Here is a 24,791-nt window from a genome sequence, read left to right on the forward strand (position 1 = left end):
TTACATCTGTATAGCAGGTAATCAAATTGTGCAGTTTACGCTCCAGAAATCATCGCTGATCACGCTCAACACCCTGGCTAATTTGAAAAATCTTGCCGCAATTCTACCTAAAAGGCTGATCGACGAGGCGAACACCAGCACACTGTGCTTTATCTCCATCATCCCCTCCGGAGGCGTGGAGACAGAATTTGCGTTACACCGCTTCTTTCACCAATACAGGGTGGATAAGAAGGGACTTGGTAGAGAATGGTTTTCTTATACGGATGAATTGCGTGAGTTTATCGTTACCCTAAACACCTATATTGCCAGTAACATTACTGGCAATATAGATTATCTCGTACACCTGTAAAGATACACATTCCTAGCCACAGAGTACGGCCGCGGATTAATGGTGACTCATGAAGAGGTCATGCTACGCTATAAACAGGGTATAGAAGCCATCAATAGTGAAATCGCGCATCTACAATGCAGTTAGCATCACGGTCTGTCCGCTCCTGGCACAAAACCGCCCTGGCATTGATGCGCTGGCGGCATATATCGAGCTGAAGGCATTCGCGACATGAGCGCAAATAAAACTATTACTCACTTCTCGCCAGTTGGTGACAAAGTGCGCCGAGCTGTTCCACAGCATTTAGCAGGTGGAGTGTGGGTTCGTTCGCACAATTTAAGCGCAGGAAGTTTTGTAATTCCGCCCTGGGGGAAAACAAGGGGCCAGGGCTGACACCAATGCCCAGCGCTAGCGCGCAACGATGTACCTCCAGCGCATTTATCTGCTGCGGGAGTTCTACCCACAACAAGAAACCTGCTGCTGGCACGGTGACGCGCGTACCCGGTGGGAAGCTAGCTTCGACCCGTGCTATAACGACTTGTACCCCCTGCGTAACCCTGGATTTCAGGCGCCGCAGGTGACGCTCATAGTCGCCACTTGCCAGTACCTCGCTCGCTGCGGCTTCAAGCAACGGCGCACCGGCCCAGTCCCCGGCCATGCGAGCCTGCAATACCTGTGTATGATAGCGTCCGGCCACAATCCAACCGATTCGCCAGCCCGGAGCAAGGGTTTTGGATAACGAACTGCAGTAAATCACACTCCCACTCTGGTCGAACGCTTTGCAGGCCGGTGGACGCTGACCTTCGCCGGCCAAATCACCATACACATCGTCTTCTATTAAAGGGATGCCTGCACTTTCAATCAGGGCAACCAGTTCCTTCTTGCGCGCGACGGGCATACTGGCACCGAGCGGGTTCTGCACCGTGGGCGAGGCCAGAACGGCGGCCGGGCGGTGACGCTCAATGGCGTCAGCCAGCGGTGCCAGCAACAAACCTTCGGCAGGATCCGTGGGGATTTGCAATGCTTTCAGACCTAAATCCTCCAGCAGCAGGAGCGTGCCAAAGTAGGCGGGCTGCTCGATCGCCACAACATCACCTGGCTGACACACTGCCCGCAGAGCAAGACGCAGCGCCTGCGTCGCGCCTGTGGTGATGACGATGTCATCCGCGCCAAAATGGGCCCCCCACTGCGCTGCGTGAGCGGCAATCTTATTGCGCAGGTCAGCCCTCCCCGGTGGCAGGCTGTAGCTTTGCCCGTGGGCGGCCAGGCGACGGCTTGCTGCATGCAGTGCCCGCTGCAGGATATCGCCAGGTAGCCAGGTGGGATCGGGTAGCGCGGCCCCAAGTGGCACCAGACGCGCTTCTGCACTACTGAATAGTGACCGGGCTACGGCTGACATTGTCACAGGGACGGGACCAGGCAAAGGATGGGAGGACGTATTGACCTGACTGACGAAGTAGCCCGAGCGCGGACGCGCAACAATCAGACCTTCTGCCTCAAGACAGCGGAGCGCTTCCAGTGCCGTTGGCAGGCTAACGTGCTCGCGTTCGGCCAGCTTACGCGCGGAGATCATCCGGTCACCGGCTCGCAGCGCACCTGAGTCGAGGGTGAGGCGCAGCATTGCAGCAATTCGGCGGTAATGTGGAGACGATTGGGACGGGACGGACATTGCGATCTGTACAGTCTGATTTTCGATAAATCTGACTATACAGCTAATGATGTACACCATCTATAGTGGCGAACACTACTCAGTCACGGAGGCATGATGCATAGCGACAACTTTGATCTTTCTACTTATTTACGCCGTATAAACTATACCGCTCAGGTATCTGCCAACAGCGCCACACTCTATGCGCTGATGCGCCATCAACTCTTTTCGGTGCCTTTTGAGAATCTGGATGTGCAGGCAGGCAAGGTTGTCTCGCTGGTGCCAGAAGAGATTGTCGACAAACTGCTACAACGGGGTCGGGGCGGCTACTGCTATGAGGTCAACGGGTTATTTGCCATGGCGCTGGAAGCGTTAGGAATCCCCTACTGTTTCGTGGCGGCACGTCCGATGTTCTATCCGGCGCGTCGGCCGAAAACCCATATGGCGTTAATTGCAGAAGTCGATGGCCGTCAGTGGCTATGCGATCTGGGTTTCGGTAGCTACGGTATCCGCGCGCCGCTGGCCTTAGACATGCTCGACACTGACATTAATCAGGATTTCGATATCTTCCGACTTACCCGTGACGCCAAGGGTGAGTACCTGTTGCAGGCGAAGGTTGAGGGTGAATGGGCTAATCAATACGGCTTTGATTTGATCCCTCAGGAATGGATTGATTTCGTCCCGGCAAACTACCTCAACTCCACCCATCCTGATGCCATTTTTGTGCAGAAGCTGCTGATCGTGCAACATCTCGCCGAGGGGCGCCTGATTTTGCTGGGTGATACACTCACAACAGTGACCGCGCAGGGGGTAGAAAAGCAGCAAGTGGCGGAAAAAGACCTTCCCCATATACTGAAATACCACTTTGCTCTGTCTGTGCCGCAGTAAATTGGAGTGACGATGTGCTCCAGCCCTCTCTATACCTGATGCGGCGTACAGAGGGCTGACTTATCAGGACGCGTATTCAGCGCGTCAAACTCACTGTCTTTCCGTTTTGAGCGAGGAGCGGACCTAACATTATTATGTTTTGAATAATAAGAGACGGTCAGTTGGCTGTAAGTCTGGCTTAGTTATCCAAAACAGCTTTTCTTTGTATTATTGTTCTAATAAATGCTGCTGATATATGCAACACGAATTCAGCATCGTACTCTAAGACAGAAGAAACCTTGTTACTACCATGTCTTACTGCTGGCTCTGCATTTGTATATGCGTAAAATTTTTCTATTACAGTTAATAGCATAGGTGAGATAGTGTTTTCTTTTCTCATCAGTTTTAATACCTCGCCTAGGGTTGAGGCTGACGGATAATAAGTCCGACACATGCTTTCTATTGCACTTATCGATTCTTTTATGGAATTTTCTGGATCCTTATGCGCACCTAATGCAAAAGCCCGAGCTTTCACATAGTGCCTCCTTGCAGGTTCAAACTGGTCTTGCAATAAGTTATTAGTTTCATCGATTTTTTGTTCTAGTTCATTTGGTAATGGTGTTTCTAACCTACCAGCAGAATTCATTTTCCAGTCAATATTTCGAGATGCGAATAACTCGTTCAATTTTTGACGATATGATGTAAAAGTAATGTCTTCTAATACCTTCTTACCCCAAGTATGACCTCTCTCTACATCTCTTTTTCTTAATAGATCTCCAATGATCTCAACAACATCGTAAAATTGAAACCAATGCATATGTTGCAAACGTGCTTTCAAAGCATCATGGCAGTACCATGAATCGAAATCCTCTTGATCTGTTTCTTGACCATTCTCTGCACAAAGTCGCTCGATCAAAGCCTTAATACCCAGAGGCTTGTTCTCATCATTCGCAATGCGGCTATCACCATCAATGTACAAAAAATTATCGAGGACAGTTACAAAAAATAAAGAGCGAAGCCACTCTGGAGCATCTTCCCGTATCGGCTTTTTACTATACTCAGGATCAAAACCATGTCTGTGCGAGAACTTCATCCCACATATCCCATTCAACTGTATGAATATTGGTAATTATACAACCAACACAAATCCCTTTGCGAATACAAAAAATTACAACGAATTTAAGAACTGATTGCTTATTTCTCCTATAGATGTCCGCTCCTGGCACGAAGGAGACGCGCGAGGAAGGTCAGCTAAGAGCTGACTAGCGAACAACACATTGAGCAGAAAGGCGTAGGAAATCTCGCTACTTTCTTTCAGGCCAACCACCTGGTTCAGTTGGCCTTCATTTGAAACCTTGTTATATGGGAATCGGTCAGGTCAGCGCAACCCTCACCTTTAGTCCAATAATGAGCGTGGCAAAAAACATTATGCAACCAGCGGTGATGAAAACACCTGTTACGCCGCTGATACCAAACAGTAATCCCCCCAACGCAGCACCCGCAGCAATTGAGGACTGAACTGCTGCGACTACCATGCCGCCAGCGGTTTCAGCCTGATCGGGAACGGAACGCGCTACCCAGTTTGACCACGCAACGGGTACGCCACCAAATGCCATCCCCCATAACGCGACGAACAACATCAATCCTTTTTCCTCTAGTGGCAGCAAAATCATGCTCAATGCCGCTAAACCGACAAGCGCTGGCATTAGTATCAGGGTAAGACGCAGGCTTCTCTCCATCAGCCACCCAGCCAGCAGCGTACCGATAAAATTAGCGATGCCAAATCCAAGTAGTATCAAAGACAAACGATCCACATCAAGTTGGGCAATATTTTCAAGAGCCGGACGAATATAGGTAAACAGCGCATACTGACCAGTATGGGCAATCACACACCCCGTCATTCCCATCGCAATACCTGGGCGGCGGAGTAAATCCATGACAGATGCCGTTATCATCATTCTACGCGGAGCCATTCCAGGAAGGGTAAACAATTGAAACAGTAGAGTCAGCACGCCTACTGCGGTTGCAGCGATAAAAGCACTACGCCAGCCATAAAGCCCACCTAAATAGCTCCCCAGCGGGATCGAAACTACGGTACCAACAGCAATACCGCTAAAAATAATGGAGAGAGCACGCGGGACACTTTTAGCAGGGACCAGCCGCATAGCTACGGCAGCAGCCATACTCCAGAAGCCTCCCAGCGCGATGCCCAGCAAAATACGCATGACTAACAGAACAGCCAGACTGGATGAAAGTGCCACAAGCAGGTTGGAGGCAATCATCAGCACGGTAAAACCAAGCAAAACATTTCGGCGATCATAATTACACGTCAGGCGGGGAACCATCAGACCAGCAAACAAAGCCACCACAGCCGTTACCGTCACAGCCTGACCAGCAAGAGCTTCGGTCACACCGAGATCGGCGGCCATGGGTGTCAACAGGCTGGCAGGAAGATATTCCGCAGTCAGCAAACCAAACACGCCCATAGTCAGTGAAATAACGGCCATCCATGCGGATTCTTTGGGTTCAGAACTATTCAAACTAGCGGATACAGCTTCAGTTGCTTCATTTCTCATAACACACTCTTCTTGGAGAAAAATTACAACGCCAAGTCTAGAGTCGAGCAGTTGGACGATCTATGATGCCATATCCTGATTTTTTACCCGAAACTCCGAATATGCATGTGAACAAACATTTTGCCCTGTCATCCGAGCTCATCAGTGAATTGCTGCTGGAAATGCGCCTGCGTGGCGTGCAGTATCGCCGTTTACAGACTGGCTCTGAGTTTGGCGTCGGTTTTAGCAACAGGCCGGGACATGCCTATTTTCATTACATCGCTGTGGGCACTGCTCTGCTTCGCACACACGACGGTACGTTGTACGAACTGAAAGCCGGAAGCATGGTATTCATGCCGCAGGGTGAAGATCATCAGCTTGTATCGGATGTCAGCTGTTCATTTCAACATATCGACACGTTAGGCTCTGCTCCTTTAGGCGAGGCCGTCAGCGGAATCAATACTTGCCCGAGTTCGCATCCGACACCCAGCACGGTTCTGTTTTATGGCTGTATGGAGTTCGATCTCGGTGGAATGCAAGGTCTTGGTAAACTGATGCCGCAAGCCATAGTGGTTGAGGCAAATGAACAGATTTATCCGGGGCTGGTTCCCATTCTGAGCGCGATGAAATTTGAAATCTGTTCAGGACGAGCTGGCTTTGCGGGCATTCTGGCACGCCTCGCAGAAGTGGCGGCTGCCATGATTGTGCGTGGATGGATCGAAAACGGCAGCGAGAACGCCGCAGGTCTGATCGCTGCGTTACGTGATCCGCGACTTGCCCGTGCTATTCTGGCCATTCATCGCGATACGAGTCGGGAGTGGTCTGTTGCTGAGCTTGCTGCCCAGTCGCATGTGTCACGTTCTGTTTTTGCTGAACGCTTCAAATCAATCATCGGCATACCTCCCCTGCGCTATGCAAGGGAGGTGCGAATGCGCATCGCAGGTCACTGGATTATTCACGATAAAATCTCAATTGACACCGTTGCTCTACGCCTCGGCTATGCCTCACAGGCAGCGTTTAGCAGAGCCTTTAAGCGCATCAATGGATATCCGCCGGGCGCTATGCGTCAGCGACCAATGAGAGGCGTTAATACAGTAAATGAGTGAATGCTATCTTTACCATTTGCTGGATTTACTGTAGGAGGCCGCTCTCAACATTAAAAACTGAGCTAAAAGCAGACATCAGTAATGATCATGCAGCCAGTCACCTAGCGTACATGGCATAGGCTTAAGGGTGGATGAAAAACGATATGAAAATCATAATAAATTTCGAGCCAGACTACCGTCAGCATGGCTAAAGAAAACGTTGTTATATTTGTTATCTCTTTCCCCAGACTGGTTTATATTGACCTTTTTCGCTGTCCCCTTACAGGATGTAACATGTTCAAACACGTGATTGTTGTATTGCTTGTGACCCTACTCAGTGGCTGTGTCCGTCCAACTGCCCAGCCTGCCTCGCCTTCTGCTGTTGATAAAAAGGCGCTTATCGGAATCTGGGCGATGCTACCATTAAAAAATGGTATCGCTAATGTTGTGGAGTTCCGCGCCGATGACCAGGTGCTACTGCATTCATTTAACTGTGAAAACCCACAGGTAAAAATGGGTGTTGAGCAATATCACTATGCGGTTGACAAAAGCAGCCAGACTATTCGTCTGACATCGCCCGACCATGCCACCCAACTGAAGATCCTTGGTATCGTTGGGCGGGCGATGAAGCTGAAACAGCCTATTGGTTTTGAGAATGAAAGCCTGACCTTTTCCTATCTGAAAGTGGCGCAAGTCGTGCCCTTCTGTGAAATGTATAAACCAGAGGACAAAAGTCCAAAAACGGCCTTTAAGCCCGGCGATTTTATTGCAGCGCCGGCGATCCCTGAGCATAAAGATCTCGATAAATTCGTTGGCAAATGGCGGTCGGAAAAGGCTACTCAGTTAGAGATCGTTAAGGACAAACAGGGTCGATTCACACTGTTCCAAGCGGCAGATGATAATTGGCGTTACCTGTTTAATAATGTGCATTGGGTCGGCGACGAGTTGAATTTCAACAGCTATGCCTATTCCGAGAAGCCTAAGCTGTTTGATCACCCGTTCCACAAATCACAAATCCCGACTCAAATCCGTCTGTTGCCTAATGATAAAATGCGTATGACTATCGACATTGACGGTGATAAGAGCGCTTTTGAATTGACGCGAGAATAAGCTCATCCTGGCAAAGAAACCGACCATATTGATGCCGTCGGTTTTTTTGTGAAAAACACGCCCATGTTGCAGCGTCTGACAATTAATCGTTTCAGCGCTGCTGACCCGTTGAACTCACGGCACGCAGCGGACAGGCTGAGTGGTCATCAGGCCTGCTATGAGCGAGGGGCGGACGTAACGTCACCGTTCTGCATTAAGGCTGGTGAGCGTATTCATTTCAGTAAGCAACCAGCGTTCAAAACTTTCCAGTGCAGCCTCATTGATTCCCGTTTCCGTCGGCTTTACTAAACAGAATTTTTTGCTCAGGCAGTCTGAGGCTGGCCAGGGCGAAACAAGCATGCCGCAACTCAATTCATTCTCGACATAGATACGCGGAACCAATGCTACGCCTTGTCTCGCGATGACGGCAGCGATGGCCATTTCATGGAGATCGTACCGCACACCCTGATCCAGATTATCGAGGCGTATTCCACTTTCCCGGGCATAGTGATGCCATGCGTCAGGATTCTGTCGACGGTGAATGCGCGGAAGTTCGTTTAACTGTCGATTGACGTCGCTATCTGTTAACAGTGAGGGATGGCAAACAGGAAGCAAATTTTCCTGAAACAGAAATTGCATACGCATGCCTGCCCATGCGGAATGTTTAAAATGAATGACCGCGTCAAAGCCACTTCCAGGCAAAATGAACGGATCCGTTCTCGCCGCAATATTTAACGTTATGTCTGGGAATAAAGCGTTAAAGCCGCTCAGGCGGGGAATAAGCCAACGGCTGGAAAAGGTCGGCAGGACGGCGATATCCAGACTCTTACTGCCCTCAGGCATTCCCATGATGTACTGCGTATCTCTTTCGAGCCGATCGAGCGTTTCACGCACGTGATGTGCATAGCGCACGCCAACAGGGTTAAGCTTTACCCTGCTTCCCATACGGTCAAACAGTTTACAGTTCAGCAATGCTTCAAGACGCGCAATCTGACGGCTAATCGCCCCTTCGGTTAACGATAACTCCTCTGCGGCCCGGGCAAAATTACCGTGCCTTGCGGCGGCATCAAAAGCCTGCAGGGACGCACTACTTGGTATTTTTCTGCGCATAAAATCTGTTCCTTGCTCAGTGCCTGCAACGTGCTTTCATTGACTTAATATCACTAACCCGTGACATATTATCGTTATTAAACCTCATAACCAGCCTGTAGCATGATGAAAAATCATTGAGCAAATGTATTTGCTCGCGTTTATAACTCATGTGGAGATCGGCTGATGCTCTATACCGTGGAATGCTCGTATAACGATCCTGAAAGCGAGAAAGAATGGAATGCCTTTTACAGCCAGCAAAAACTACCCGCATTGATATCTGTTGCTGGCTTCACGACCTCTCAACGCTTTCGCGCCGTCAAATCCGGCTGCCCTGTTTACCTTGCCATTCATACGATTAATGATGCGGACATTCTCAGCAGTGAGGATTACCGTTTAAAAGGAGGCGGTAATTTCTCTCATTGGCAGGACTGCATTACTGACTGGTATCGTAACCTCTATGAAGGTGAAGGCCTTGTTCCAGCCATCTCTTCCGATGAAATTCTGCTATTGAGCGTAAAGCCAATAGACTTTTTAGAGACAGAACTGGGATATCGGGGTCTGGAAATGCATGCGGTGGGGCTGGATAAATCCCCGGACTATCGCGTTGCCTATGTCTTGCCTGTTGAGATGGCCTCGCTGTTTACAGATATGTCTGGTGTGTCTCTCTACGAGCCTCTGACACCGCAGTTGCAGAGTGCTGAAAAAGGGAAGCCATAACATCATGCCTAATCTGACTTTTTATATTTCTGAAAATCACTCTGACAAGTTTAAAAACCTTGGTGATTTTACCCATAAATGCAGCGCCCTCTGCTGTGACATCCTGGGTGCAGACCCCAAAAACGTTCATATCATTTTTGTCGATGTAAAGCCGGGATGCGGGCAACCGGTTTATGCCGAGCTCTTTTATCGTCTGACCACATTGCGAACCCATGAAGTGATGGAGAACTTTATGCGTGAACTGGATTTTGCCACTCAACAGGCCTCTGGTCTGATGACCCGTATTCGCTGTTTTGGCTCCCTAGCAGAACACCTGTTCGCCCGCAACTGATCCCGAGGTAGTGATGAGCCATCCCCTTTCGTTCCGTCAGATTGGCGATTTTCAGATAACTGCGCTGAGTGACGGTAATATGTCAGCGAGTCTGGATTTGCTGTCAGGCATTGAAAAAGCTGATGCGGACGTTATTCAATGCCGTGCCGGAATCAGTGAGCCCGGTGATATCCATATAAATTGTTACCTTATCCGCGGTCTGGGTCGGATCATTTTGGTTGACGCTGGCACAGGCCCGCTGAACAACATGGCGGGACAACTCAACGCAAACCTTGCCGCAGCGGGTGTCAGCCCTGACGACGTCGATACCGTTTTATTGACACACTGCCATCCGGATCATATTGGAGGCCTACTGGATTCTGAGAAACAGCCGGTTTTTAACCACGCTGAAATTATTCTTCATCCTCTCGAAGCGCAACACTGGCTGGATGATGAAAAACTCAACATAGCAAATGAGCGCGGACAACGTAATTTTTGGCTGGTCCGCCAAACCTTAGACGCTTATGCCCGGAAGGTGCGTTTTTTTAACGGCGACAAAATAGCAGAAGGCATTCTGCCGGTATGGCTACCGGGCCATACGCCGGGACACACAGGGTTTCGCATCGATTCGGATGATGAGTGCTTATTAATATGGGGAGACATTGTCCACTATCCTCATATTCAGTCAGCGCAACCAGCTGTTTCTATTTTATTCGACACCGATCCCGCGCAGGCCGAGGAAACAAGGAAGAATATTATGGAACAAGCTGTCAGCGAAAAACTGATCATTGCTGGCATGCACTTAAGTCAGGCAGGGTTTGCCCGCATTCTCAGGGAGGGTAGTGGATACCGCATTTCCTACGCTGAAAAATGAATGGATATGCCTGACAGGGTTGTTATTGATTAGCACCGTTCAAGGTCATCAGTGTTCACTTCTGGCACGAAGCAGTCCGCAGAAGTCAGTAGCTTTGAAAATAATAGGATCACTGTTTCTCAACGACAATATTAGCTATGTTTCTACGTCAACAAATGTTGTTTTTCAATCGTTCGTGTAGAAGATATGAGGATTGATGGCGTTGGCATGTATGTCTTCTCGAAGACTTTGCCGTAAGTCTTCAAGCTATCGACAATCAGCCTTCTTTGGGAGGCATTATCGCATAGGTGTGAAGCCGCCTATTCATTGATGCTGTCCGATTAACTAATGCAACAAACACAATAGTCTCCCTGAATACTGCGGCGCTGCCACACCGGTACGGTGCCCGCAGACATCCCCCCTGAATTGGTCTGCTCATAAATGGGAAATTGGCTGGGCTAATCATGCCATTTTAGCGGTAAAACTAATCATCCGTAATATGACAATTTACCGACAGACCATTTGGTAACTACGCGCCCTTGTGAACTGGGCAGGTACTGATGACCACATGTTCTGAAACACTGACGCAGCATGACGCAAATCAGCAAAGAACCTCAGAGGAAAAAGATGAGCACTCTCAGCGCTAAAAAAATAACCATTGAAACCGCCACCGCAGACGACTTTGTACAGTGGTTGCCGTTATGGAAAGATTATCAGCTATTTTATGGCGTCGATATTTCCGAAAAGGTAACCAAGCTGGTATGGCAACGTTTTCACAGCCCGATTGAACCCGTTTTCTGCGCCGTTGCAAAAGAAAACGGACACATAGTCGGGCTGGTTCATTATCTGTTCCATCGTTCCACCTGGTCTGAAAATAACTATTGCTACCTCGAGGACCTGTATGTCAGTGAGGACATGCGTGGCAGACTGATTGGCAAAAAACTCATCGAGTTCGTTCAGAAGCAGGCCCGCAAGCATCGCTCTAGCCATGTTTACTGGCATACGCACGAAACCAATTTCCGTGGACAGCGGCTGTATGACTGGGTTGCCAGTAAAAGCGGAATGATCGAATACCGGATGCAGGTTCGATAAATTATGCTCGGATACAGTGCCGAAGAGTTACGAAGCCCTATTCATGCTAATCGGCGTTCCCGGCTTCTTCTCAGACCAGAATGAGATCGGGGAGAACCATTAATGTGTAATCCCCATCTACATAAAATAACCTCGAGGTCACAAATATGACTCCTGTTCTACAAGGATCTCTTGTAACACTACGCCCGCTACTTCACGCTGATGCACAGTCACTTGTTAATGCGGCGGCGGCCGGAGAGCTTTGGTCACTGCCGTTCACCGTCGTGCCTTCTGCAGACACCGTTGATGCGTACATCCAAAAGGCCCTTAAGGGGCAAGCCGAAGGCACCGTCATGCCGTTTGCTATTACGCTTTCAGCCGATCAAAGCATTATCGGGTCAACGCGTTTCTGGAAGATCGACCGCGAAAATCGCAAACTCGAAATTGGCCACACCTGGTATTCACAGCGCTGGCAAAGAACAGCTGCCAATACGGAGAGTAAACTGCTACTGCTGCGATACGCCTTTGAGCAGCTTCAATGCGTTCGTGTTCAGTTTACTACCGATGTGTTGAACGAGCGTTCTCAGGCAGCAATTCTTCGCATTGGCGCAGCCAGGGAAGGCATTATCAGAAATGAACGGATCATGCCCGATGGCCGAAAACGCACTTCTATACGCTACAGCATTATTGATGATGAGTGGCCGCAGGTGCAGGAACGCCTTGAGCGCAGCCTCTCCAGTTACGGACAAGAGAAATAATTGCTGTCATTTTGGCGGCTTCGCCAGCAGAAGATAAATCAGGTAGCTGTTTGAAACGGCCTGACTTCACTTAACTCCAAACTGAGAAAAAAAGTGATGGTTTTATTTCTACCGAATGATTTGAAAGTCTGACAATAAGAAGGGAATGTCTGTTGCCCTCTTTCTGACGAGAAGATAATTCATGTTAGTGCGTGATGATATTAGTGGTAATAAATCAGCACCATATTTCGATATGTGCTGGTCAGCTTTGTCAGAGCAACATCCGGTTACGCCTGCTCAGAAACTTGCCGGTTAATGAACTTTCGAAAAACTGCACCTCACCAGACCTGCTATTCAGCTTTCGGGTGCAGTTCTTTACAGGGTATTTTTTCGCCTACAGAGCAACAGGTTACGATGCCCATCTAAGAATCTCAGTAACGCTCTGGCGTAATTTGCTTTTTACCTACTAAAACACGTCAGGATCAGGGCCTGTAAAGCGCATCTGGACGGTCAAAATAGTCTTCAACCAAAGCAAAGAAACGGCCTGCATGAAGACCATCAACAAACGCATGGTTAAATTTGCACGCCACCGGAATTATTCCATTTTGTAACTTTCCCCAGGTCAGCGTAGGAACGGCCCCGCTAAAATGAAATTCAGCGTGAGTGATTGAGCTGAAATGAACCCATGGAAGGCAACTTGCGCATAAAAACCCCTCATCTTTAACAATCATTGGCCCTGGGTCAGAGGTTTTTACAGCATCAATTTTTGCAGTCACTTGTTGCGTGAAGTTCGGATAGTCAGGCGTATTTTCACACAGAATCTGACGAAATCCTTCACTCTCAGTCATGATTGGAGTCATGACGTTAATGCTCGAATATTCAATAACATCCTTGTTTAACAACCGTTGCTTCAGTTGGGGAACTGAGTTTGCTGCACGAAGGACGGCATACAGCGCCAGTTGAAAAAACGATTCATTTTTATCTCTGGCAAAATCATATAGTTTTTGAGCTGGAACCGGAACGCATAGATTGAAACAAGGGTTATCAAACTTACTATAAAAATTGAAATGCGCTTTCCTGTGCCATTTGTCTTTATCAATTACACTATAATTATTCATAATTCGCTCATCTCGACAATTTTTCTTATTATAAGATCTAGCCAGACGATAAAAATAGCAAAAAATAGGTTTAACAGGCAACAATAGATAAAATCAGCCTGATATTAAAAGGGCTTTTATAAAGTTATTCCCGTTACATCAAGACAGATGTCACTTCACTTCCTGATGCAGCAGAAGATGGGGAGCTTTGTTGGCTGCTGTTCACCGTCAGTCACTTGTTCGACGGCAATACCTTTTTCCTTGAAATCGCTTATTTTCCAGAATGGGGGTATTACCGAATATAAATTATTTATTCTGGAAGAGCAGTGCCCGCAGCCGGGTTTCCAGAACTGACAGCGTCGTTTCAAAATCTGATTTATCGATATCAACAATCAGCGAGCTGAAAGAGCGCTGCCCTTCCCCCTCGGCAATCATAACCTGAATACGCTGATGCTCGGCAGCGCTGAATTCTCTGTGCTGATCCCCGGCAACCACAGAGGAGTGAGAATGGTCATATGTTCCCATTGGAACAGCCTCAGGAGTTGGCAAGAAAGATCGCTGCATGGCTACCGAGCTCGTAAGTTTACTGCATGTTCATCTGGCAAAAATGTTCCTGAATTGCGTGGTAAAGCTTTACCGCACGATAAGGTCTGCTCTTGGCACGCAGCGGACAGACTGGGTGGTCATCAGGTCTGCTATGAGCGAGGAGCCGACGTTTTATGTCCTTTTTGCCAGATTAAGCGCTGAAGAGATAATATACGGGTAACGCTATTCAGAATTTAAGTTACATCTTCTGGTCTGGGCCGCTTCGTTGCAGGCAGCTTTCATTTAATTTTTGCCGAACCTTGGCTTGCGATTAGTACTGCGCCACAGGAGCTCAGCATCCCAGCAACGGCCAGCTTTTTGCCTTTATATTTTACCAAATGTGGAGCTTCTGATATTGGATAAACCTCTTTGCAAAGGGGGCATCCGACTAGATCTCCTACGCAGGCCACCGCAATACCCTGAGCAGTAAGCCCTGACTGTGTAGATATTACTTTTCCGCCATGTGAGGTGGCGTCATTAACGAGAATTATTCTTGCCATTTATTTCTCCTCAGAAGATATCTTTATACGTTGGCAATATATTGTGCGATACCAGTAAAACCTCCAAATCATTTGCCTGTTTTATATCATTCTCATTGTTACCATCAAAAAATCCTCTTTTACTTAAAAATAAAGTTCCAATAGACTTACCCTCTTTGGTTATGTTATGCATTTCCCCATTAAGACCAGCTAATTCCCCATTAATCACTTTATCTATATAAAACATCCATCCAACAGGCAGTCTGTCTGGAAAAACTTTTTTTTCATTAATGCTGTAATTATTCGTTTCTACCGATATGATTCTTGGTGATAATTCTGAGATTAAACCACTCAGACATTTTGATACGAAATCTATTGCAAGATCTTTGTTATCTATCTTGCAGACTATCCCATAAGAAAAATAATTTACGTTACTTTGCATATAATTTCTACAAAGGATTGAATCTCCAGGTTCGTTCCATATTTTCTCCACAACTAGTGGATAGTCATTCATAAATTTATTAGACATTAATGAATTTGCTTCGTCAGTAATGTGAGCGTTACTGATCACTTTCTTTTGCATCGCATCTTTTTTTGATGATCCTGGTAGAAACCAGTTGCACCCGCTTCTGAGTTCAGTCAAAGCATTTGCGATGCTGAGAAAACGCTTAAGCACAGTTGTCACACCATTGGCAACAGCGGAAGCTCTATCTATCTCATTTTCAACTTTTTTGAAGCCTATTTCTCTTAGATAAATCTCGATTTCTACTTTCAGCATGTAACGTTCCTAGGGCGTATGGAAAATTTTCATATTTGAATACCATGAGATGGGCTCTCCATCTTGGTCGAAAAATTGGTCATAGCGTCCCTTTGCTTCAAGAAACAGGCAGCGCTCAGGTTTCCAACCATCAAATTTAACTTTCTTTTTAGAAAAAAGCAGTCTGGGATCGCGAAAAGCAAATTCCTGAATGTAGTTCTTACTGTTGGTATCTTCGCGAACGGCTGTTGAGCAAATTCTCGCCTGATACATCAGGTTGATTTTTGCCCCGTCAAACAACTCTTCTTCAGGGGTCACTTTGGGTATAGCCGGGCACTCTTCACAGGATTTAGAGGAGTCGGCAACCATAGCCGGTACCGCTAATGCCGCTAAGGGTAATGGCATAGTTATGTCCTTTTAGCCAGATTGAGCGCTGAAGGGATAATATACGGGTAACGCTGCTCAGAATTTAAGTTAAATATTCTGGTCCGGGCCGCTTCGTTGCAGGCAGCTTTCATTTAATTTTTGCCGAACCTTGGCTTGCGATTAATACTGCGCCACAAGTACTCTGCATCCCTGCAACGGCCAGCTTTTTGCCTTTATATTTTACCAAATGAGGGGCTTCTGATATTGGGTAACCCCCTTTGCAAAGGGGGCATTCGACCAGGTCGCCCACACAAGCAACCGCAATACCCTGTGCAGTAAGCCCTGACTGCGCAGATATGACTTTTCCGCCGTGTGAGGTGGAGTCATTAAGGCGAATGATCTTGTCCATTTATTTCTTCTCAGAAGATTTCATCATATGTAGGAAGAACATTGTGTGCAGCTAATAAAGTTTCCAAATCATTTGCAGATTTAATATCCTGCTCATCCTCACCATTGAACAATCCTTCTTTGCTCAAAAACAGGGTTCCAATTGATTCTCCTGATTTATTTACATCTATTGCTCTATCGCCTAGGTCAAAAGCGCCTTCCCCGTACGCATGACCAATATACATAAGCCAGCCAATAGGGAGCCTGTCAGGGAAGACGTATCTCTTTTTGAGTGCATAATCCTCTGTTTCAAGGGTGATGATTTTAGGTTCAAAACGGCTTATCATTTCGGTCAGCAGATTCATCACCTTTCTTACATCAATGTCATCTTCTTTTGCCAATACTAAGCTGAAACAGAAATTATCGATACTGCTACCTAAATAATCTTGCACAATCAATTGTGTGCCATTTTCAGACCACATGGTTTTTGAAACCAGGGGATGACTGGTTAAATCTTTCTTTAGAAAGTATACAGCTTTATCAGTTAGTTTTTCATCTCTGATGATAAGCTTCTCCATGACTTTTTTTTGCTTTTAGCTGTCAAAAACCAATCAACACGTTGCCCTCGGTAAATATTATCCAAGCTTGAAATTTGTTGAAAAATACCCAGTATGGCCCCAATCTCGGCACCAATAACCTTCATATAGATATTAAATTCAATTCGCATTATTTAACGCCTTAAGGTGTATGGCATGTTTTAATACTTTCAAAGTTGATTAATCGGTTTGAAAAATACTCAAAACTCATCGGTTGCATAAAATGCCAATGGCACTGAGGCATTTTACCACAAAGGTCGATTGCGTTTTGCTGCCTATTTGCCTGAGAAAGTATAGCGTCAGCTAGCGTCCGAGTAGTGCATAAGCACCACAAACCATCAGCCAATAGTCACACGTCCACCACCGATCATGACACTATCATGGCGGATATTGGCGAGTGACTTACGCCTGGTATCAAAAGATATTCGTCAATTATCGTGCGCAGTGTTTGTTCACAGAGGCCATTCCTTGCTTTGATAAATGATGGAGTATCACTTGTCCTGTTTCATGTGAAATTATTACCCTGTAATCACTACTTACGGCTGTAATTCCCCGAACATGATGAGGACACGCTACAGCCACAGGCCAGTTTCCCTGGCTCAAATATCATGGGGCGTCCATTCTGAACCGCTGCACCATCACCGCCTGAAACCAGCGGAAACGTTCCTTTGTGGGTAGGACATACTGCGTTATCGCCAAGCAGACACTGCGGAACGCCATTAACAGGAAAGCCACTGGCTTCAATCATTTTTCCTCCACCTGAATGGGCATCCCCCAGGCGAATGGCACCACGTCCTGACATAGACTTTCTCCTTCGTTACACCGCACCGTCAATTTTATCTACCATCGCAACCGAGTTTCTTGCGCATCTGGTATCTCATGATAGCGGCTACCTGTTCTGACTGATCGTTATAAGCCCTGTCCACATTCTCACACCCTTTCGGCTGTGGTGGTGGCGTATCGCTTTTGAGCGTTCCCCACGCCACGTAGAGAGAGAAAACGACTATCACGGGTAGCACCAACCACAAAAATATTCTGGTCTTACAGCGGTAAAGTTCGTCCCATATACTCTCTTTATTGACACAGCGCCTGAAATAGGCTGACACCTGCGCCTGCCCATAGCGCTGTGCCGCCCGTTGCCAATGCTTTGTGGGCACCAGCAGCAACTCTACAGTGTCATTGACACCACCTTCTCCTGGACGTCGGTAGAGGAAGAGGTATCGACCTTTCATCAGTTGTTCGAGCTTCGCCAAATCCTGCGCGAACCCATCCATTCCCATCGAATGATGAGATAGCACAATCACCCTGTCGCCAAAGTGCACTTTCACCGTATCGTCGTCGTAATCAAATTCGGCGGTGAAGGTATCTCCCAGTTTGTCTTCCAGCCACTCGACAATACTGAACGTGCCTTCTTTATAATCCAGAAAGTAACCATAGATTGTGATCAAGGCATCCACGTAGTTGTCTACGGATGATGTCGCCGGATAGTCATCGAATTCGCTGTATTGCTGGAGCAACGCCTCTCGCACAGCCTGTGCCTGCTCGTCACCGGAAGCAGCGAACACAGCAGAAAGTTGTTCCCACGTTGGAATTTGCATGGTAGCGGCTCGCTCTCTCATAGGCCTGAAGGCAGCACCTGCGGATCACGCTGACGTACCACTTCAAGAAAGCGGTCAAGCAGCTCATCGCGCTCTGTCACTTCTCCTGGCAGACAGGTAATCGCGGCATAGGGTGTTTGCATCAGTGGATGGTCGATGTGAGCTGGGTTCGTCAACCCCACGATTTCACGCAGACGCAATATAGCCAAGATCTCTGTGGGGTGGACTGCGAGGAAAACAGAGTTGAACTCAAATTGTTTAGCTTGCTGGTTGGCTTCTCTCTCGGTCACGGCGATGCGCTCGACATGCGTATTACAGGCACCGAGCAGCACAGGTAAGAACTTTTCAGGATCGGGTTCGCGCCAGTGAGCGACCAACTGGCCCCAGGCGGGGTCGCGTGGTAAGGCGTGTTTGTCCAGATCCAGCGGTTTGCCTAACCAGTCGCCGATAATAGTCAGGCCGAAGGCAGCATAGCGCAGCGTGGAACTGATCGGAGGCTTGCGCCCATCATGAACACCATAACCGCCGTTGAGACTATCGAAAATTGCTTCGTGGAATGGTTCAAGGAGCTTATGGTTGCCTGTAGCTATAGCTCCAAACATGAAGTGAGTAAGAGTGTCGAGGCTATAAATGAATAAGCGATCATTTGTCCTCATGTCGTTAAGGTCTATCAATTGAGAGTATATAAACCTTCTGAACGCATGTGCCATATGAACATTGGCTTTGCTTATATTGTCATCAGTTAATAGTAGGCTTTGCTTAACTTTCACCATACTATGCTTGAATAAGTCAACAGTAGCGAGAGCAAGGTGCCCTTGTCCACTCACATAAACTTCAACCCGATCACGAGGCAGAAAACCATCAGAAGCCCACTTTCTAACTTGTGGCAAAATACTACCGAGTCTACTTTTATCCTTTTTCATCTCGTCCTCTACCATGTGTTAATCTGAATTCCAGAGCCATTTCCGACAGTTTTGCTTAGTGCTCCTTGCGAATCAAAAAATACTTGGGCATGCAGAAACTTGATTTTTCCTAATGCAACAGCGTCCTCAATAGCATTAAGTTTATCTTGGACGTTGGGATCAACCTCCAACATTTTTGCTTTACTCCATCCTCCAGAATCTAAGCCAATCTTAGCTTGGAGGTCTGAGAGTTTGCCTGCCCCTGTTCCCTGTGTCTTATTAAATCCCGGTGTCTTAGTCAAACCCAATGTCGTTTTGGTTTCAATCACCAGCAACGTATCTTCCTTGAAGGTTAGCGTCTGGGTTGGGGCGGGAGTACCGTTTGCCCCATCCATGCTGTGGCGCATGGTGTTGGTTGTTGGTGTCCGCACGGTCAGAGACGGCGGCGGCGGCACCCAGACCAGCATATCCAGGCCGTGGCCGCTCTTATTCGTCCACACACAGGCTATGCCTTTACCATAAACTGGCTGGCAATTAATTCAGCTCCACAGGCTGTTTTCATTCCTGCCACTGCAATTTTTTTTCCTTTAAAGTTAACCAAATGGGGCGCATCAAGAATTGGATAAACCCCTTTGCACAGGGGACACATAACCATATCGCTTGCGCAAGCAACCTCTGCGCCATATATTTTTAATCCAGATTGGGCAGAAATAACTTTACCACCATGTGACGTTGGGTCATTTAGTCTGATTACAGCATTCATTTCTACCTCTATTTTCTTATTAATTATAAACATCCGATTATATGATTAAAATATAGTGGAGAAAGTAGGTAAAACACCATGACCCGCCAAGGTTATCTCAAGATCATTAGCCAAGGCTATATCATTTTCATTTGAACCGTCAAAAAAATCGAGTTTAGATAAAAACAATGTCCCGACAGCCTGCCCGTTTTTTGTCATAGTGTGCATCTGGTTACCTAGGCCTAATTTTTTTTCATCATAAATACTATCAGTGTAGAACATCCAACCTACTGAAAGCCTATCAGGAAACACTTGATGCTCTTCTAATGTATAATCATTAGTTTCAACTTTTATAATCCTGGGTGACAACTCGGAAATTAAATATTTAATAATCTCAGCAACATATTCTTTTGCCTGTTCTTGATGTTCAACGCTAAAACAAACCCCATAAGAAAATAAATTTATATTACTTTGCATATAATTTCTACAAAGAATGTAATCTTTATCATCGTTCCATATTTTGCTAACTATAATCGGGTAGTCATTGATTAATTTATTTGCCATCAAAGAATTAGCATTTTTAGTTATTACTCCTTCACTGATTACTTTTTTCTTCATGGCATCTTTTTGGGATTTCCCTGTTAAAAACCAGTCGGAACTTCCTTTTTTAGCATTATCCATAATGTTGGCAATGCTAATGAATCGCTTAAGTAATATATCCGCACCATCAATCACGTTAGTATTGCGCCCATGTTCATCATCAATTTCCTTGATGTCATCCTCTCTTAAATAAATACCAAAATTAATTTTTATCATATGACCACCATTAAGTGTTAAATACAGTTATATTAGAAAATTCAGCCAGCATCATTTTATAATACCTGTAACTTTTAGGCTCCATAAAATGCCAGTGACACTGCGGTATATTATCGCATAAATCTATAGCATTCTGTTGCCTACCGGCCTGCAATATCGGGTCTTCAGCTTTCGAATACCATGGCTCCCCATTTTTATCAAAAAATTGATCATATTCACCTTTTGCTTCCAGAAAAAGACATCTCTCTGGCTTCCACCCATCAAATGAAACCTTTTTCGCGGAGTTTCTTAGGCGAAAATCATGAAAGAAAAATGTCTGAATCATATATTTCCCTTTCTCATTGATTACACTGTATGTTCCGCATATATTCATCTGGTAATCACGATTTATCTTCCTACCATTAAATTGTTCCATACCCGGAGTAACTTTAGGTATAGCCGGGCACTCTTCACAGGATTTAGAGGAGTCGGCAACCGTGGCTTCCTTTTCAGCCTCCTCTTCTTTATCTGATTCTTTTATGGCGTCATGTACCGCAGCAACACCGATAGTTGTGGCAATAACACCGGCTGTAAACTGTGCCGCTTCGACCAGGGCTGGCACTGCTAATGCCGCTAAGGGTAATGGCATATTTATGTCCTTTTTGCCAGATTGAGCGCTGAGTGGATAATATCCCGGTAACGTTGTTCAGGATTATTCGATTCTTCCAGCGCGGTCCTGATGGGCGTGCTCTTCGCATAGCCGGGCTCACAGGCTTCCAGGTAGAGAAAGGTACGTAATAGCCCGGTGTCATGAATGCCCAGCGATTCAGCATAATCCAGCGCCTCAGTCAGGCGCATTTCACACTCAATATCATCCTGTATTGCCTGGGGATATTTTGACTTGATTTCGCCAATGATATCTTTAATAAATGACTGTTTTTCCTCGTTTGTTATGGCTTCTAACTGTTCAGTGCTAAACTTCATGATGCCAATCCTTTTGCATTCACATGTATCGCATAATCGTTGCCTGCAAGGGTATATCGCCATTCTGCTATCCCTTGCAGCATCTCTTCCCTCTGTGGCGGCGCTAGGATATCTTTGACCCGGTGTAGAACCCTGGGGTCATAAAATCGAAAAAGCGCGATCCGTCCATCTTCCAGTCTGACGTTCAACTGTTGTGCAAGATGGGCTGCCAGCAGGTCGATATCATTTTCACTTTTTATCCATGTGACGGATGGGCACTTCTGAGCGAGTTCGAGCAATTGATCTCGATACCCTGGTGCAGCATCCAGTTGGATAATCCAGGGGCCGCTCCAGGCTATCTCGGCGTCAGGATATGTTCGAAACAACGGTAAAACCGCTGCTTTTTCGTAAACCAGTTCCTTTCGAAAGTAGCGTTCATATTGCAGGCCGCATACCACACCATAGGCATTCAGGTGAGTGTTGAGTTCATCAGCCATCATTTTTCCCCTCTGACAACCAATGTTTGCCCACTGACCGCGGCCTTCATCAAACAGGTCAGGCACAGGGGTTTTGTCTCTGCCAGAGAAATCGCTGGTGTTATCGCGGCAAGCAATGAGGGGGATTTTTGGTTAACGATTTCAGGCAGTTTACCCTTCCAGCCGCTGCCCTCTCCGGGAGCACCACTTCCCATATTGACGATGCTGCTGGTGCTGATACCTGACGAGTCAATTTTTATGAAATGTCCAGCCGCCTGTAACGTTATTTCACTTCCTGCATCGATCACTATTTTTTGACCGGAAGACAGATGAATTTCCTTCGCGCCATTCACCAACAAGCCATCATCCGCTTTTACATGAAGTGACGTATTGGTTGTAAGGGATGCCTCTTTTTTCACCAGCATGCGATATTCGTTATCGATGGTGTGATGCATGTTATTTTTGATGTGTGAAAACTGATCGTTTGTCACCAGGGTAGACTGATTATTCAGCACCACGGTGTTCATGTCCTTCTGGGCATGAATAAACACTTCTTCCTGTCCGGCCAGGTCTTCAAAACGCAGTTCGTTGAAACCATCACCCTGGTGTGTTGCGGTGCGCAATACGGTGCGCGTTTTGTTGGCGGGCAGCGGATACGGTGACGGGTTAGTGGCATGAAAGGTTCTGCCAGTAACAATCGGCTGGTCCGGGTCACCCTCCAGGAAACTGACAATCACCTCATGACCAATGCGCGGAATGGCGATCAGGCCGTACTGGCCGCCTGCCCAGCCCTGACTGACGCGCACCCAGCACGAGCTCTGATCGTCACTGGCGCCGTAGCGGTCCCACGGGAATTGCAGCTTCACCCGGCCATGTTCATCGCAGTAGATTTCTTCCCCCGCCGGACCCACCACGGTGGCTATCTGCGGGCCATCCACCATCGGTTTGTACGGCAGGTCAGCGCGCCAGGTAGTACTGGCTTTGACGACCTCAAAGCAGTTGCTGTAGGTGGTCGGTTCGCCGCCGCCTTCCTCTTCCAGCGCCTGTGGCTGTTGGCCGCTGTGGGTAATCGCCACCAGTTGCCAGGGGATGTTCAGTGCCGTATTGGGATGCTCGGTTAAGGTAAAGCTGCTGCCCGGCATCAGCATCGCGGCGTTGGATTCGCCGGAGCCGGTCATCGCACCCGCTCTTAGCGCATCCAGCCGGTAACCGGTAAACGCCTTGCCGCTCGGGTCTTGCTTGAAGCGCCCCGGGTAGTCAAAGTGCTGGTAGCTTTCACGCTGGTGCGCCAGCTCAGCGCTCAGCTTGCTGTGCAGCAGGCCATAGGCTGGCGTTTTGAAACTGTAATCTTTAAGAGCGACTTCGGCGGTGCTGACCGCCTCGGCATAGCGGAAACGACGCACATAGTCGCCTTCACTCAGCCCCTGCGCAGCAAGGTTGAAGAACAGCCCGGGGCCCTGGCCGAGCGCCCCGGCATCATCAGCAAACACCACGCGGTGCCTACCCACGTCAAACTCGTGGAAAAAGTACAGGCCCTCTTCAGCAGCCAATCGGGTGACAAAGGCCAAATCGCTTTCCCGGTACTGCACGCAGTATTCACGCACCGCATGGTCGTTACGCAGCGCAAAGGCATAATCGGTAATGCCGGACTCTTCCAGCAAGGTACCGATAATCGCCTCTGGTTTTTGCGCCTGAAAAATACGGGCGTTGGTACGCAGACCCAGCCGCCACAGTGCCGGACGCACTTCCGCCTGATAGCGGGTACGGCGAAAGCCGGTGTCACCCTGGGCAAAGGCGCTGACCATCCCGCTCACCCGGCGTTTCAGTTCACCGTCGTACCACACCAGCAGCTCACACGGTTGGTCCAGCACCGCGCCAAAGTCGATACCCGGCTGAGCGCTGGCCAGATTCAGCGACAGGGCGAACGGCTGATTCAGCGCCTCGTTCAACTGAAAATCCACCACGGCAAAGGTGCTTTCCGGCAATGCGCCGACCTTTACCGTGAACTGTAATCCTGTACTGTTTGCCACACGCCCTCCTGATACCGTTATCCACACTCAGGCATGGCGCAGGCCATGACTCAGGGTAGAAAACCCGGACGTAACGCCCGGGTTTGAGGGATATCAGGCTTCGACCGGTGCGCGCCAGTCGTCAGAGCCGGAGGTTCCAGCCACTGTGTGTTCCCAGTCGATTTTGCGGTAGGCCAGCGACACTTCAATAAGCTGGGTGTAGTCCAGTTTTGCCGGGTCCTGGCAGTGTGGCATCTGGCAGTTGATGTCCACGATGGTGGCGTCGGTCAGCACGGTGGAGAAGAAGTGCTCCTGCTTGCCTTCCACCGAGGTGCGATACCATTTCAGGGTCACGGTTGGCAGCATTTCACCCGAGGCCAGCGAGTTGTACATCAGCGGTACGGCTTTGTTCAGCGCGACGGTGAATTTGAACGGCTTGTGGACGCGTTGACCAGAAGGCTGGCCTGATTGCGGGTCAGTCGGTACGGTGACAACGTGTTTGAATTCCTGTACCAGCATTTCATCTTCGTGGCCCTGCACGTAGATGTTGCCGACGGAGTCCGAGGTGAAAGCCCCTGCGGTGATATTGCCCTGAGTTTTACCTTCGATGCTGATATAGCATGGAGTTGGCATTGTGTTGCTCCTTGTTGTTGAACGGGTTGAGTCATTGCACCGTTTGCACAGCAA

The 24,791-nt window shown here is 47.8% G+C and carries 32 protein-coding genes; 9 read left to right on the forward strand and 23 right to left on the reverse strand.

Annotated elements, in window-relative coordinates:
- Positions 1-28: 28 nt before the first annotated feature.
- Entirely contained in the window at positions 29-349 is a 321-nt protein-coding gene (locus tag J5069_RS06005) for a hypothetical protein (protein ID WP_264627687.1), read from the forward strand.
- 229 nt (positions 350-578) lie between these two features.
- Here the strand turns inward: J5069_RS06005 and J5069_RS06010 are convergent, their stop codons facing one another.
- Positions 579-1,997 (reverse strand): PLP-dependent aminotransferase family protein, encoded by a 1,419-nt coding sequence (locus J5069_RS06010; RefSeq protein ID WP_264642982.1) that lies wholly within the window; start codon positions 1,995-1,997, stop codon positions 579-581.
- Positions 1,998-2,093: 96 nt separating this feature from the next.
- On the opposite strand from J5069_RS06010, the gene J5069_RS06015 reads away from it, so the two are divergent.
- A complete protein-coding gene (locus J5069_RS06015) occupies positions 2,094-2,864 on the forward strand; it encodes an arylamine N-acetyltransferase family protein (RefSeq protein WP_264643745.1) in 771 nt (256 codons plus the stop codon).
- A 178-nt stretch (positions 2,865-3,042) separates the two neighbouring features.
- On the opposite strand, the gene J5069_RS06020 is transcribed toward J5069_RS06015, so the two are convergent.
- Both J5069_RS06020 and J5069_RS06025 read right to left on the reverse strand, forming a co-directional pair.
- Positions 3,043-3,936, reverse strand: a complete 894-nt coding sequence (locus tag J5069_RS06020) for an AbiJ-NTD4 domain-containing protein (protein WP_264642983.1) — start codon at positions 3,934-3,936, stop codon at positions 3,043-3,045.
- A 280-nt stretch (positions 3,937-4,216) separates the two neighbouring features.
- Complete coding sequence (locus J5069_RS06025) at positions 4,217-5,419, reverse strand: MFS transporter (RefSeq protein WP_264642984.1); 1,203 nt, start codon at positions 5,417-5,419, stop codon at positions 4,217-4,219.
- A gap of 62 nt (positions 5,420-5,481) precedes the next feature.
- On the opposite strand from J5069_RS06025, the gene J5069_RS06030 reads away from it, so the two are divergent.
- Complete coding sequence (locus tag J5069_RS06030) at positions 5,482-6,504, forward strand: AraC family transcriptional regulator (protein WP_264642985.1); 1,023 nt, start codon at positions 5,482-5,484, stop codon at positions 6,502-6,504.
- A 273-nt stretch (positions 6,505-6,777) separates the two neighbouring features.
- On the forward strand, positions 6,778-7,593 hold the full coding sequence (locus J5069_RS06035; protein ID WP_264642986.1) for a hypothetical protein: 816 nt from the start codon (positions 6,778-6,780) through the stop codon (positions 7,591-7,593).
- Between the two features lie 180 nt (positions 7,594-7,773).
- On the opposite strand, the gene J5069_RS06040 is transcribed toward J5069_RS06035, so the two are convergent.
- The gene (locus J5069_RS06040) at positions 7,774-8,682 is read right to left on the reverse strand and encodes a LysR substrate-binding domain-containing protein (protein WP_264642987.1); all 909 of its coding nucleotides are present in this window, start codon (positions 8,680-8,682) and stop codon (positions 7,774-7,776) included.
- A gap of 165 nt (positions 8,683-8,847) precedes the next feature.
- Here J5069_RS06040 and J5069_RS06045 point away from each other — a divergent pair, with 165 nt between their 5' ends.
- The 5 genes from J5069_RS06045 (at position 8,848) to J5069_RS06065 (ending at position 12,373) form a co-directional block, all read left to right on the forward strand.
- Positions 8,848-9,381: a sugar ABC transporter gene (locus J5069_RS06045; RefSeq protein WP_264642988.1), complete on the forward strand. Its 534-nt coding sequence runs from the start codon at positions 8,848-8,850 to the stop codon at positions 9,379-9,381.
- 4 nt (positions 9,382-9,385) lie between these two features.
- Positions 9,386-9,712, forward strand: coding sequence for a hypothetical protein (locus J5069_RS06050; protein WP_264628497.1), 327 nt, complete (start codon positions 9,386-9,388; stop codon positions 9,710-9,712).
- Between the two features lie 13 nt (positions 9,713-9,725).
- Positions 9,726-10,565: an MBL fold metallo-hydrolase gene (locus J5069_RS06055; protein WP_264642989.1), complete on the forward strand. Its 840-nt coding sequence runs from the start codon at positions 9,726-9,728 to the stop codon at positions 10,563-10,565.
- A gap of 606 nt (positions 10,566-11,171) precedes the next feature.
- Positions 11,172-11,636 carry a GNAT family N-acetyltransferase gene (locus J5069_RS06060; protein WP_413542219.1) on the forward strand — a complete coding sequence of 155 codons (465 nt, stop codon included), beginning with the start codon at positions 11,172-11,174 and terminating at the stop codon, positions 11,634-11,636.
- A 146-nt stretch (positions 11,637-11,782) separates the two neighbouring features.
- Positions 11,783-12,373 carry a GNAT family N-acetyltransferase gene (locus J5069_RS06065; protein ID WP_264627909.1) on the forward strand — a complete coding sequence of 197 codons (591 nt, stop codon included), beginning with the start codon at positions 11,783-11,785 and terminating at the stop codon, positions 12,371-12,373.
- Between the two features lie 461 nt (positions 12,374-12,834).
- Here J5069_RS06065 and J5069_RS06070 read toward each other — a convergent pair whose 3' ends face one another.
- The 19 genes from J5069_RS06070 to J5069_RS06160 form a co-directional block, all read right to left on the reverse strand.
- Positions 12,835-13,470 carry a CatA-like O-acetyltransferase, family 1 gene (locus tag J5069_RS06070; RefSeq protein WP_264642991.1) on the reverse strand — a complete coding sequence of 212 codons (636 nt, stop codon included), beginning with the start codon at positions 13,468-13,470 and terminating at the stop codon, positions 12,835-12,837.
- A gap of 285 nt (positions 13,471-13,755) precedes the next feature.
- Positions 13,756-13,974: a hypothetical protein gene (locus J5069_RS06075; protein ID WP_264642992.1), complete on the reverse strand. Its 219-nt coding sequence runs from the start codon at positions 13,972-13,974 to the stop codon at positions 13,756-13,758.
- A gap of 299 nt (positions 13,975-14,273) precedes the next feature.
- Positions 14,274-14,534: a PAAR domain-containing protein gene (locus J5069_RS06080; RefSeq protein ID WP_264642993.1), complete on the reverse strand. Its 261-nt coding sequence runs from the start codon at positions 14,532-14,534 to the stop codon at positions 14,274-14,276.
- 10 nt (positions 14,535-14,544) lie between these two features.
- On the reverse strand, positions 14,545-15,291 hold the full coding sequence (locus J5069_RS06085) for an immunity 52 family protein (RefSeq protein WP_264642994.1): 747 nt from the start codon (positions 15,289-15,291) through the stop codon (positions 14,545-14,547).
- Between the two features lie 9 nt (positions 15,292-15,300).
- Entirely contained in the window at positions 15,301-15,675 is a 375-nt protein-coding gene (locus J5069_RS06090) for a restriction endonuclease fold toxin 5 domain-containing protein (protein WP_264642995.1), read from the reverse strand.
- Between the two features lie 109 nt (positions 15,676-15,784).
- Complete coding sequence (locus J5069_RS06095; RefSeq protein ID WP_264642996.1) at positions 15,785-16,045, reverse strand: PAAR domain-containing protein; 261 nt, start codon at positions 16,043-16,045, stop codon at positions 15,785-15,787.
- A gap of 10 nt (positions 16,046-16,055) precedes the next feature.
- The gene (locus J5069_RS06100; protein WP_264642997.1) at positions 16,056-16,601 is read right to left on the reverse strand and encodes an immunity 52 family protein; all 546 of its coding nucleotides are present in this window, start codon (positions 16,599-16,601) and stop codon (positions 16,056-16,058) included.
- On the reverse strand, positions 16,568-16,750 hold the full coding sequence (locus tag J5069_RS06105) for a hypothetical protein (protein WP_264642998.1): 183 nt from the start codon (positions 16,748-16,750) through the stop codon (positions 16,568-16,570). The genes J5069_RS06100 and J5069_RS06105 overlap by 34 nt, the downstream gene beginning before the upstream one ends.
- Positions 16,751-17,151: 401 nt before the next feature.
- Positions 17,152-17,421 (reverse strand): PAAR domain-containing protein, encoded by a 270-nt coding sequence (locus J5069_RS06110; protein WP_264643000.1) that lies wholly within the window; start codon positions 17,419-17,421, stop codon positions 17,152-17,154.
- Between the two features lie 34 nt (positions 17,422-17,455).
- A complete protein-coding gene (locus tag J5069_RS06115; protein WP_264643001.1) occupies positions 17,456-18,217 on the reverse strand; it encodes a hypothetical protein in 762 nt (253 codons plus the stop codon).
- A gap of 17 nt (positions 18,218-18,234) precedes the next feature.
- The gene (locus tag J5069_RS06120; RefSeq protein ID WP_264643002.1) at positions 18,235-19,140 is read right to left on the reverse strand and encodes a hypothetical protein; all 906 of its coding nucleotides are present in this window, start codon (positions 19,138-19,140) and stop codon (positions 18,235-18,237) included.
- Between the two features lie 8 nt (positions 19,141-19,148).
- Positions 19,149-19,619, reverse strand: coding sequence for a hypothetical protein (locus tag J5069_RS06125; protein WP_264643003.1), 471 nt, complete (start codon positions 19,617-19,619; stop codon positions 19,149-19,151).
- Between the two features lie 5 nt (positions 19,620-19,624).
- Positions 19,625-19,915, reverse strand: coding sequence for a PAAR domain-containing protein (locus J5069_RS06130; protein WP_264643004.1), 291 nt, complete (start codon positions 19,913-19,915; stop codon positions 19,625-19,627).
- Positions 19,916-19,927: 12 nt separating this feature from the next.
- Positions 19,928-20,677, reverse strand: a complete 750-nt coding sequence (locus J5069_RS06135) for an Imm52 family immunity protein (RefSeq protein ID WP_264643005.1) — start codon at positions 20,675-20,677, stop codon at positions 19,928-19,930.
- 10 nt (positions 20,678-20,687) lie between these two features.
- On the reverse strand, positions 20,688-21,305 hold the full coding sequence (locus tag J5069_RS06140; RefSeq protein WP_264643006.1) for a restriction endonuclease fold toxin 5 domain-containing protein: 618 nt from the start codon (positions 21,303-21,305) through the stop codon (positions 20,688-20,690).
- A gap of 2 nt (positions 21,306-21,307) precedes the next feature.
- The gene (locus J5069_RS06145; RefSeq protein ID WP_264643007.1) at positions 21,308-21,640 is read right to left on the reverse strand and encodes a hypothetical protein; all 333 of its coding nucleotides are present in this window, start codon (positions 21,638-21,640) and stop codon (positions 21,308-21,310) included.
- A complete protein-coding gene (locus tag J5069_RS06150; RefSeq protein WP_264643008.1) occupies positions 21,637-22,119 on the reverse strand; it encodes a DUF4123 domain-containing protein in 483 nt (160 codons plus the stop codon). The genes J5069_RS06145 and J5069_RS06150 overlap by 4 nt, the downstream gene beginning before the upstream one ends.
- A complete protein-coding gene (tssI, locus tag J5069_RS06155) occupies positions 22,116-24,125 on the reverse strand; it encodes a type VI secretion system tip protein TssI/VgrG (protein WP_264643009.1) in 2,010 nt (669 codons plus the stop codon). The genes J5069_RS06150 and tssI overlap by 4 nt, the downstream gene beginning before the upstream one ends.
- Before the next feature lie 93 nt (positions 24,126-24,218).
- Positions 24,219-24,737, reverse strand: coding sequence for an Hcp family type VI secretion system effector (locus J5069_RS06160; protein WP_264643010.1), 519 nt, complete (start codon positions 24,735-24,737; stop codon positions 24,219-24,221).
- Between the last annotated feature and the right edge of the window lie 54 nt (positions 24,738-24,791).

Source organism: Candidatus Symbiopectobacterium sp. NZEC127, from assembly GCF_025962675.1.
Lineage (GTDB): Bacteria > Pseudomonadota > Gammaproteobacteria > Enterobacterales > Enterobacteriaceae > Symbiopectobacterium.

Bases quoted from the DNA above. Each gene is read 5' to 3' on its own strand.
- J5069_RS06010 (WP_264642982.1), bottom strand. From the start codon at position 1,997: ATGTCCGTCCCGTCCCAATCGTCTCCACATTACCGCCGAATTGCTGCA.
- J5069_RS06015 (WP_264643745.1), top strand. From the start codon at position 2,094: ATGCATAGCGACAACTTTGATCTTTCTACTTATTTACGCCGTATAAAC.
- J5069_RS06020 (WP_264642983.1), bottom strand. From the start codon at position 3,936: ATGAAGTTCTCGCACAGACATGGTTTTGATCCTGAGTATAGTAAAAAG.
- J5069_RS06025 (WP_264642984.1), bottom strand. From the start codon at position 5,419: ATGAGAAATGAAGCAACTGAAGCTGTATCCGCTAGTTTGAATAGTTCT.
- J5069_RS06030 (WP_264642985.1), top strand. From the start codon at position 5,482: ATGATGCCATATCCTGATTTTTTACCCGAAACTCCGAATATGCATGTG.
- J5069_RS06035 (WP_264642986.1), top strand. From the start codon at position 6,778: ATGTTCAAACACGTGATTGTTGTATTGCTTGTGACCCTACTCAGTGGC.
- J5069_RS06040 (WP_264642987.1), bottom strand. From the start codon at position 8,682: ATGCGCAGAAAAATACCAAGTAGTGCGTCCCTGCAGGCTTTTGATGCC.
- J5069_RS06045 (WP_264642988.1), top strand. From the start codon at position 8,848: ATGCTCTATACCGTGGAATGCTCGTATAACGATCCTGAAAGCGAGAAA.
- J5069_RS06050 (WP_264628497.1), top strand. From the start codon at position 9,386: ATGCCTAATCTGACTTTTTATATTTCTGAAAATCACTCTGACAAGTTT.
- J5069_RS06055 (WP_264642989.1), top strand. From the start codon at position 9,726: ATGAGCCATCCCCTTTCGTTCCGTCAGATTGGCGATTTTCAGATAACT.
- J5069_RS06060 (WP_413542219.1), top strand. From the start codon at position 11,172: ATGAGCACTCTCAGCGCTAAAAAAATAACCATTGAAACCGCCACCGCA.
- J5069_RS06065 (WP_264627909.1), top strand. From the start codon at position 11,783: ATGACTCCTGTTCTACAAGGATCTCTTGTAACACTACGCCCGCTACTT.
- J5069_RS06070 (WP_264642991.1), bottom strand. From the start codon at position 13,470: ATGAATAATTATAGTGTAATTGATAAAGACAAATGGCACAGGAAAGCG.
- J5069_RS06075 (WP_264642992.1), bottom strand. From the start codon at position 13,974: ATGGGAACATATGACCATTCTCACTCCTCTGTGGTTGCCGGGGATCAG.
- J5069_RS06080 (WP_264642993.1), bottom strand. From the start codon at position 14,534: ATGGCAAGAATAATTCTCGTTAATGACGCCACCTCACATGGCGGAAAA.
- J5069_RS06085 (WP_264642994.1), bottom strand. From the start codon at position 15,291: ATGCTGAAAGTAGAAATCGAGATTTATCTAAGAGAAATAGGCTTCAAA.
- J5069_RS06090 (WP_264642995.1), bottom strand. From the start codon at position 15,675: ATGCCATTACCCTTAGCGGCATTAGCGGTACCGGCTATGGTTGCCGAC.
- J5069_RS06095 (WP_264642996.1), bottom strand. From the start codon at position 16,045: ATGGACAAGATCATTCGCCTTAATGACTCCACCTCACACGGCGGAAAA.
- J5069_RS06100 (WP_264642997.1), bottom strand. From the start codon at position 16,601: ATGGAGAAGCTTATCATCAGAGATGAAAAACTAACTGATAAAGCTGTA.
- J5069_RS06105 (WP_264642998.1), bottom strand. From the start codon at position 16,750: ATGCGAATTGAATTTAATATCTATATGAAGGTTATTGGTGCCGAGATT.
- J5069_RS06110 (WP_264643000.1), bottom strand. From the start codon at position 17,421: ATGTCAGGACGTGGTGCCATTCGCCTGGGGGATGCCCATTCAGGTGGA.
- J5069_RS06115 (WP_264643001.1), bottom strand. From the start codon at position 18,217: ATGCAAATTCCAACGTGGGAACAACTTTCTGCTGTGTTCGCTGCTTCC.
- J5069_RS06120 (WP_264643002.1), bottom strand. From the start codon at position 19,140: ATGAAAAAGGATAAAAGTAGACTCGGTAGTATTTTGCCACAAGTTAGA.
- J5069_RS06130 (WP_264643004.1), bottom strand. From the start codon at position 19,915: ATGTTTATAATTAATAAGAAAATAGAGGTAGAAATGAATGCTGTAATC.
- J5069_RS06135 (WP_264643005.1), bottom strand. From the start codon at position 20,677: ATGATAAAAATTAATTTTGGTATTTATTTAAGAGAGGATGACATCAAG.
- J5069_RS06140 (WP_264643006.1), bottom strand. From the start codon at position 21,305: ATGCCATTACCCTTAGCGGCATTAGCAGTGCCAGCCCTGGTCGAAGCG.
- J5069_RS06145 (WP_264643007.1), bottom strand. From the start codon at position 21,640: ATGAAGTTTAGCACTGAACAGTTAGAAGCCATAACAAACGAGGAAAAA.
- J5069_RS06150 (WP_264643008.1), bottom strand. From the start codon at position 22,119: ATGATGGCTGATGAACTCAACACTCACCTGAATGCCTATGGTGTGGTA.
- J5069_RS06160 (WP_264643010.1), bottom strand. From the start codon at position 24,737: ATGCCAACTCCATGCTATATCAGCATCGAAGGTAAAACTCAGGGCAAT.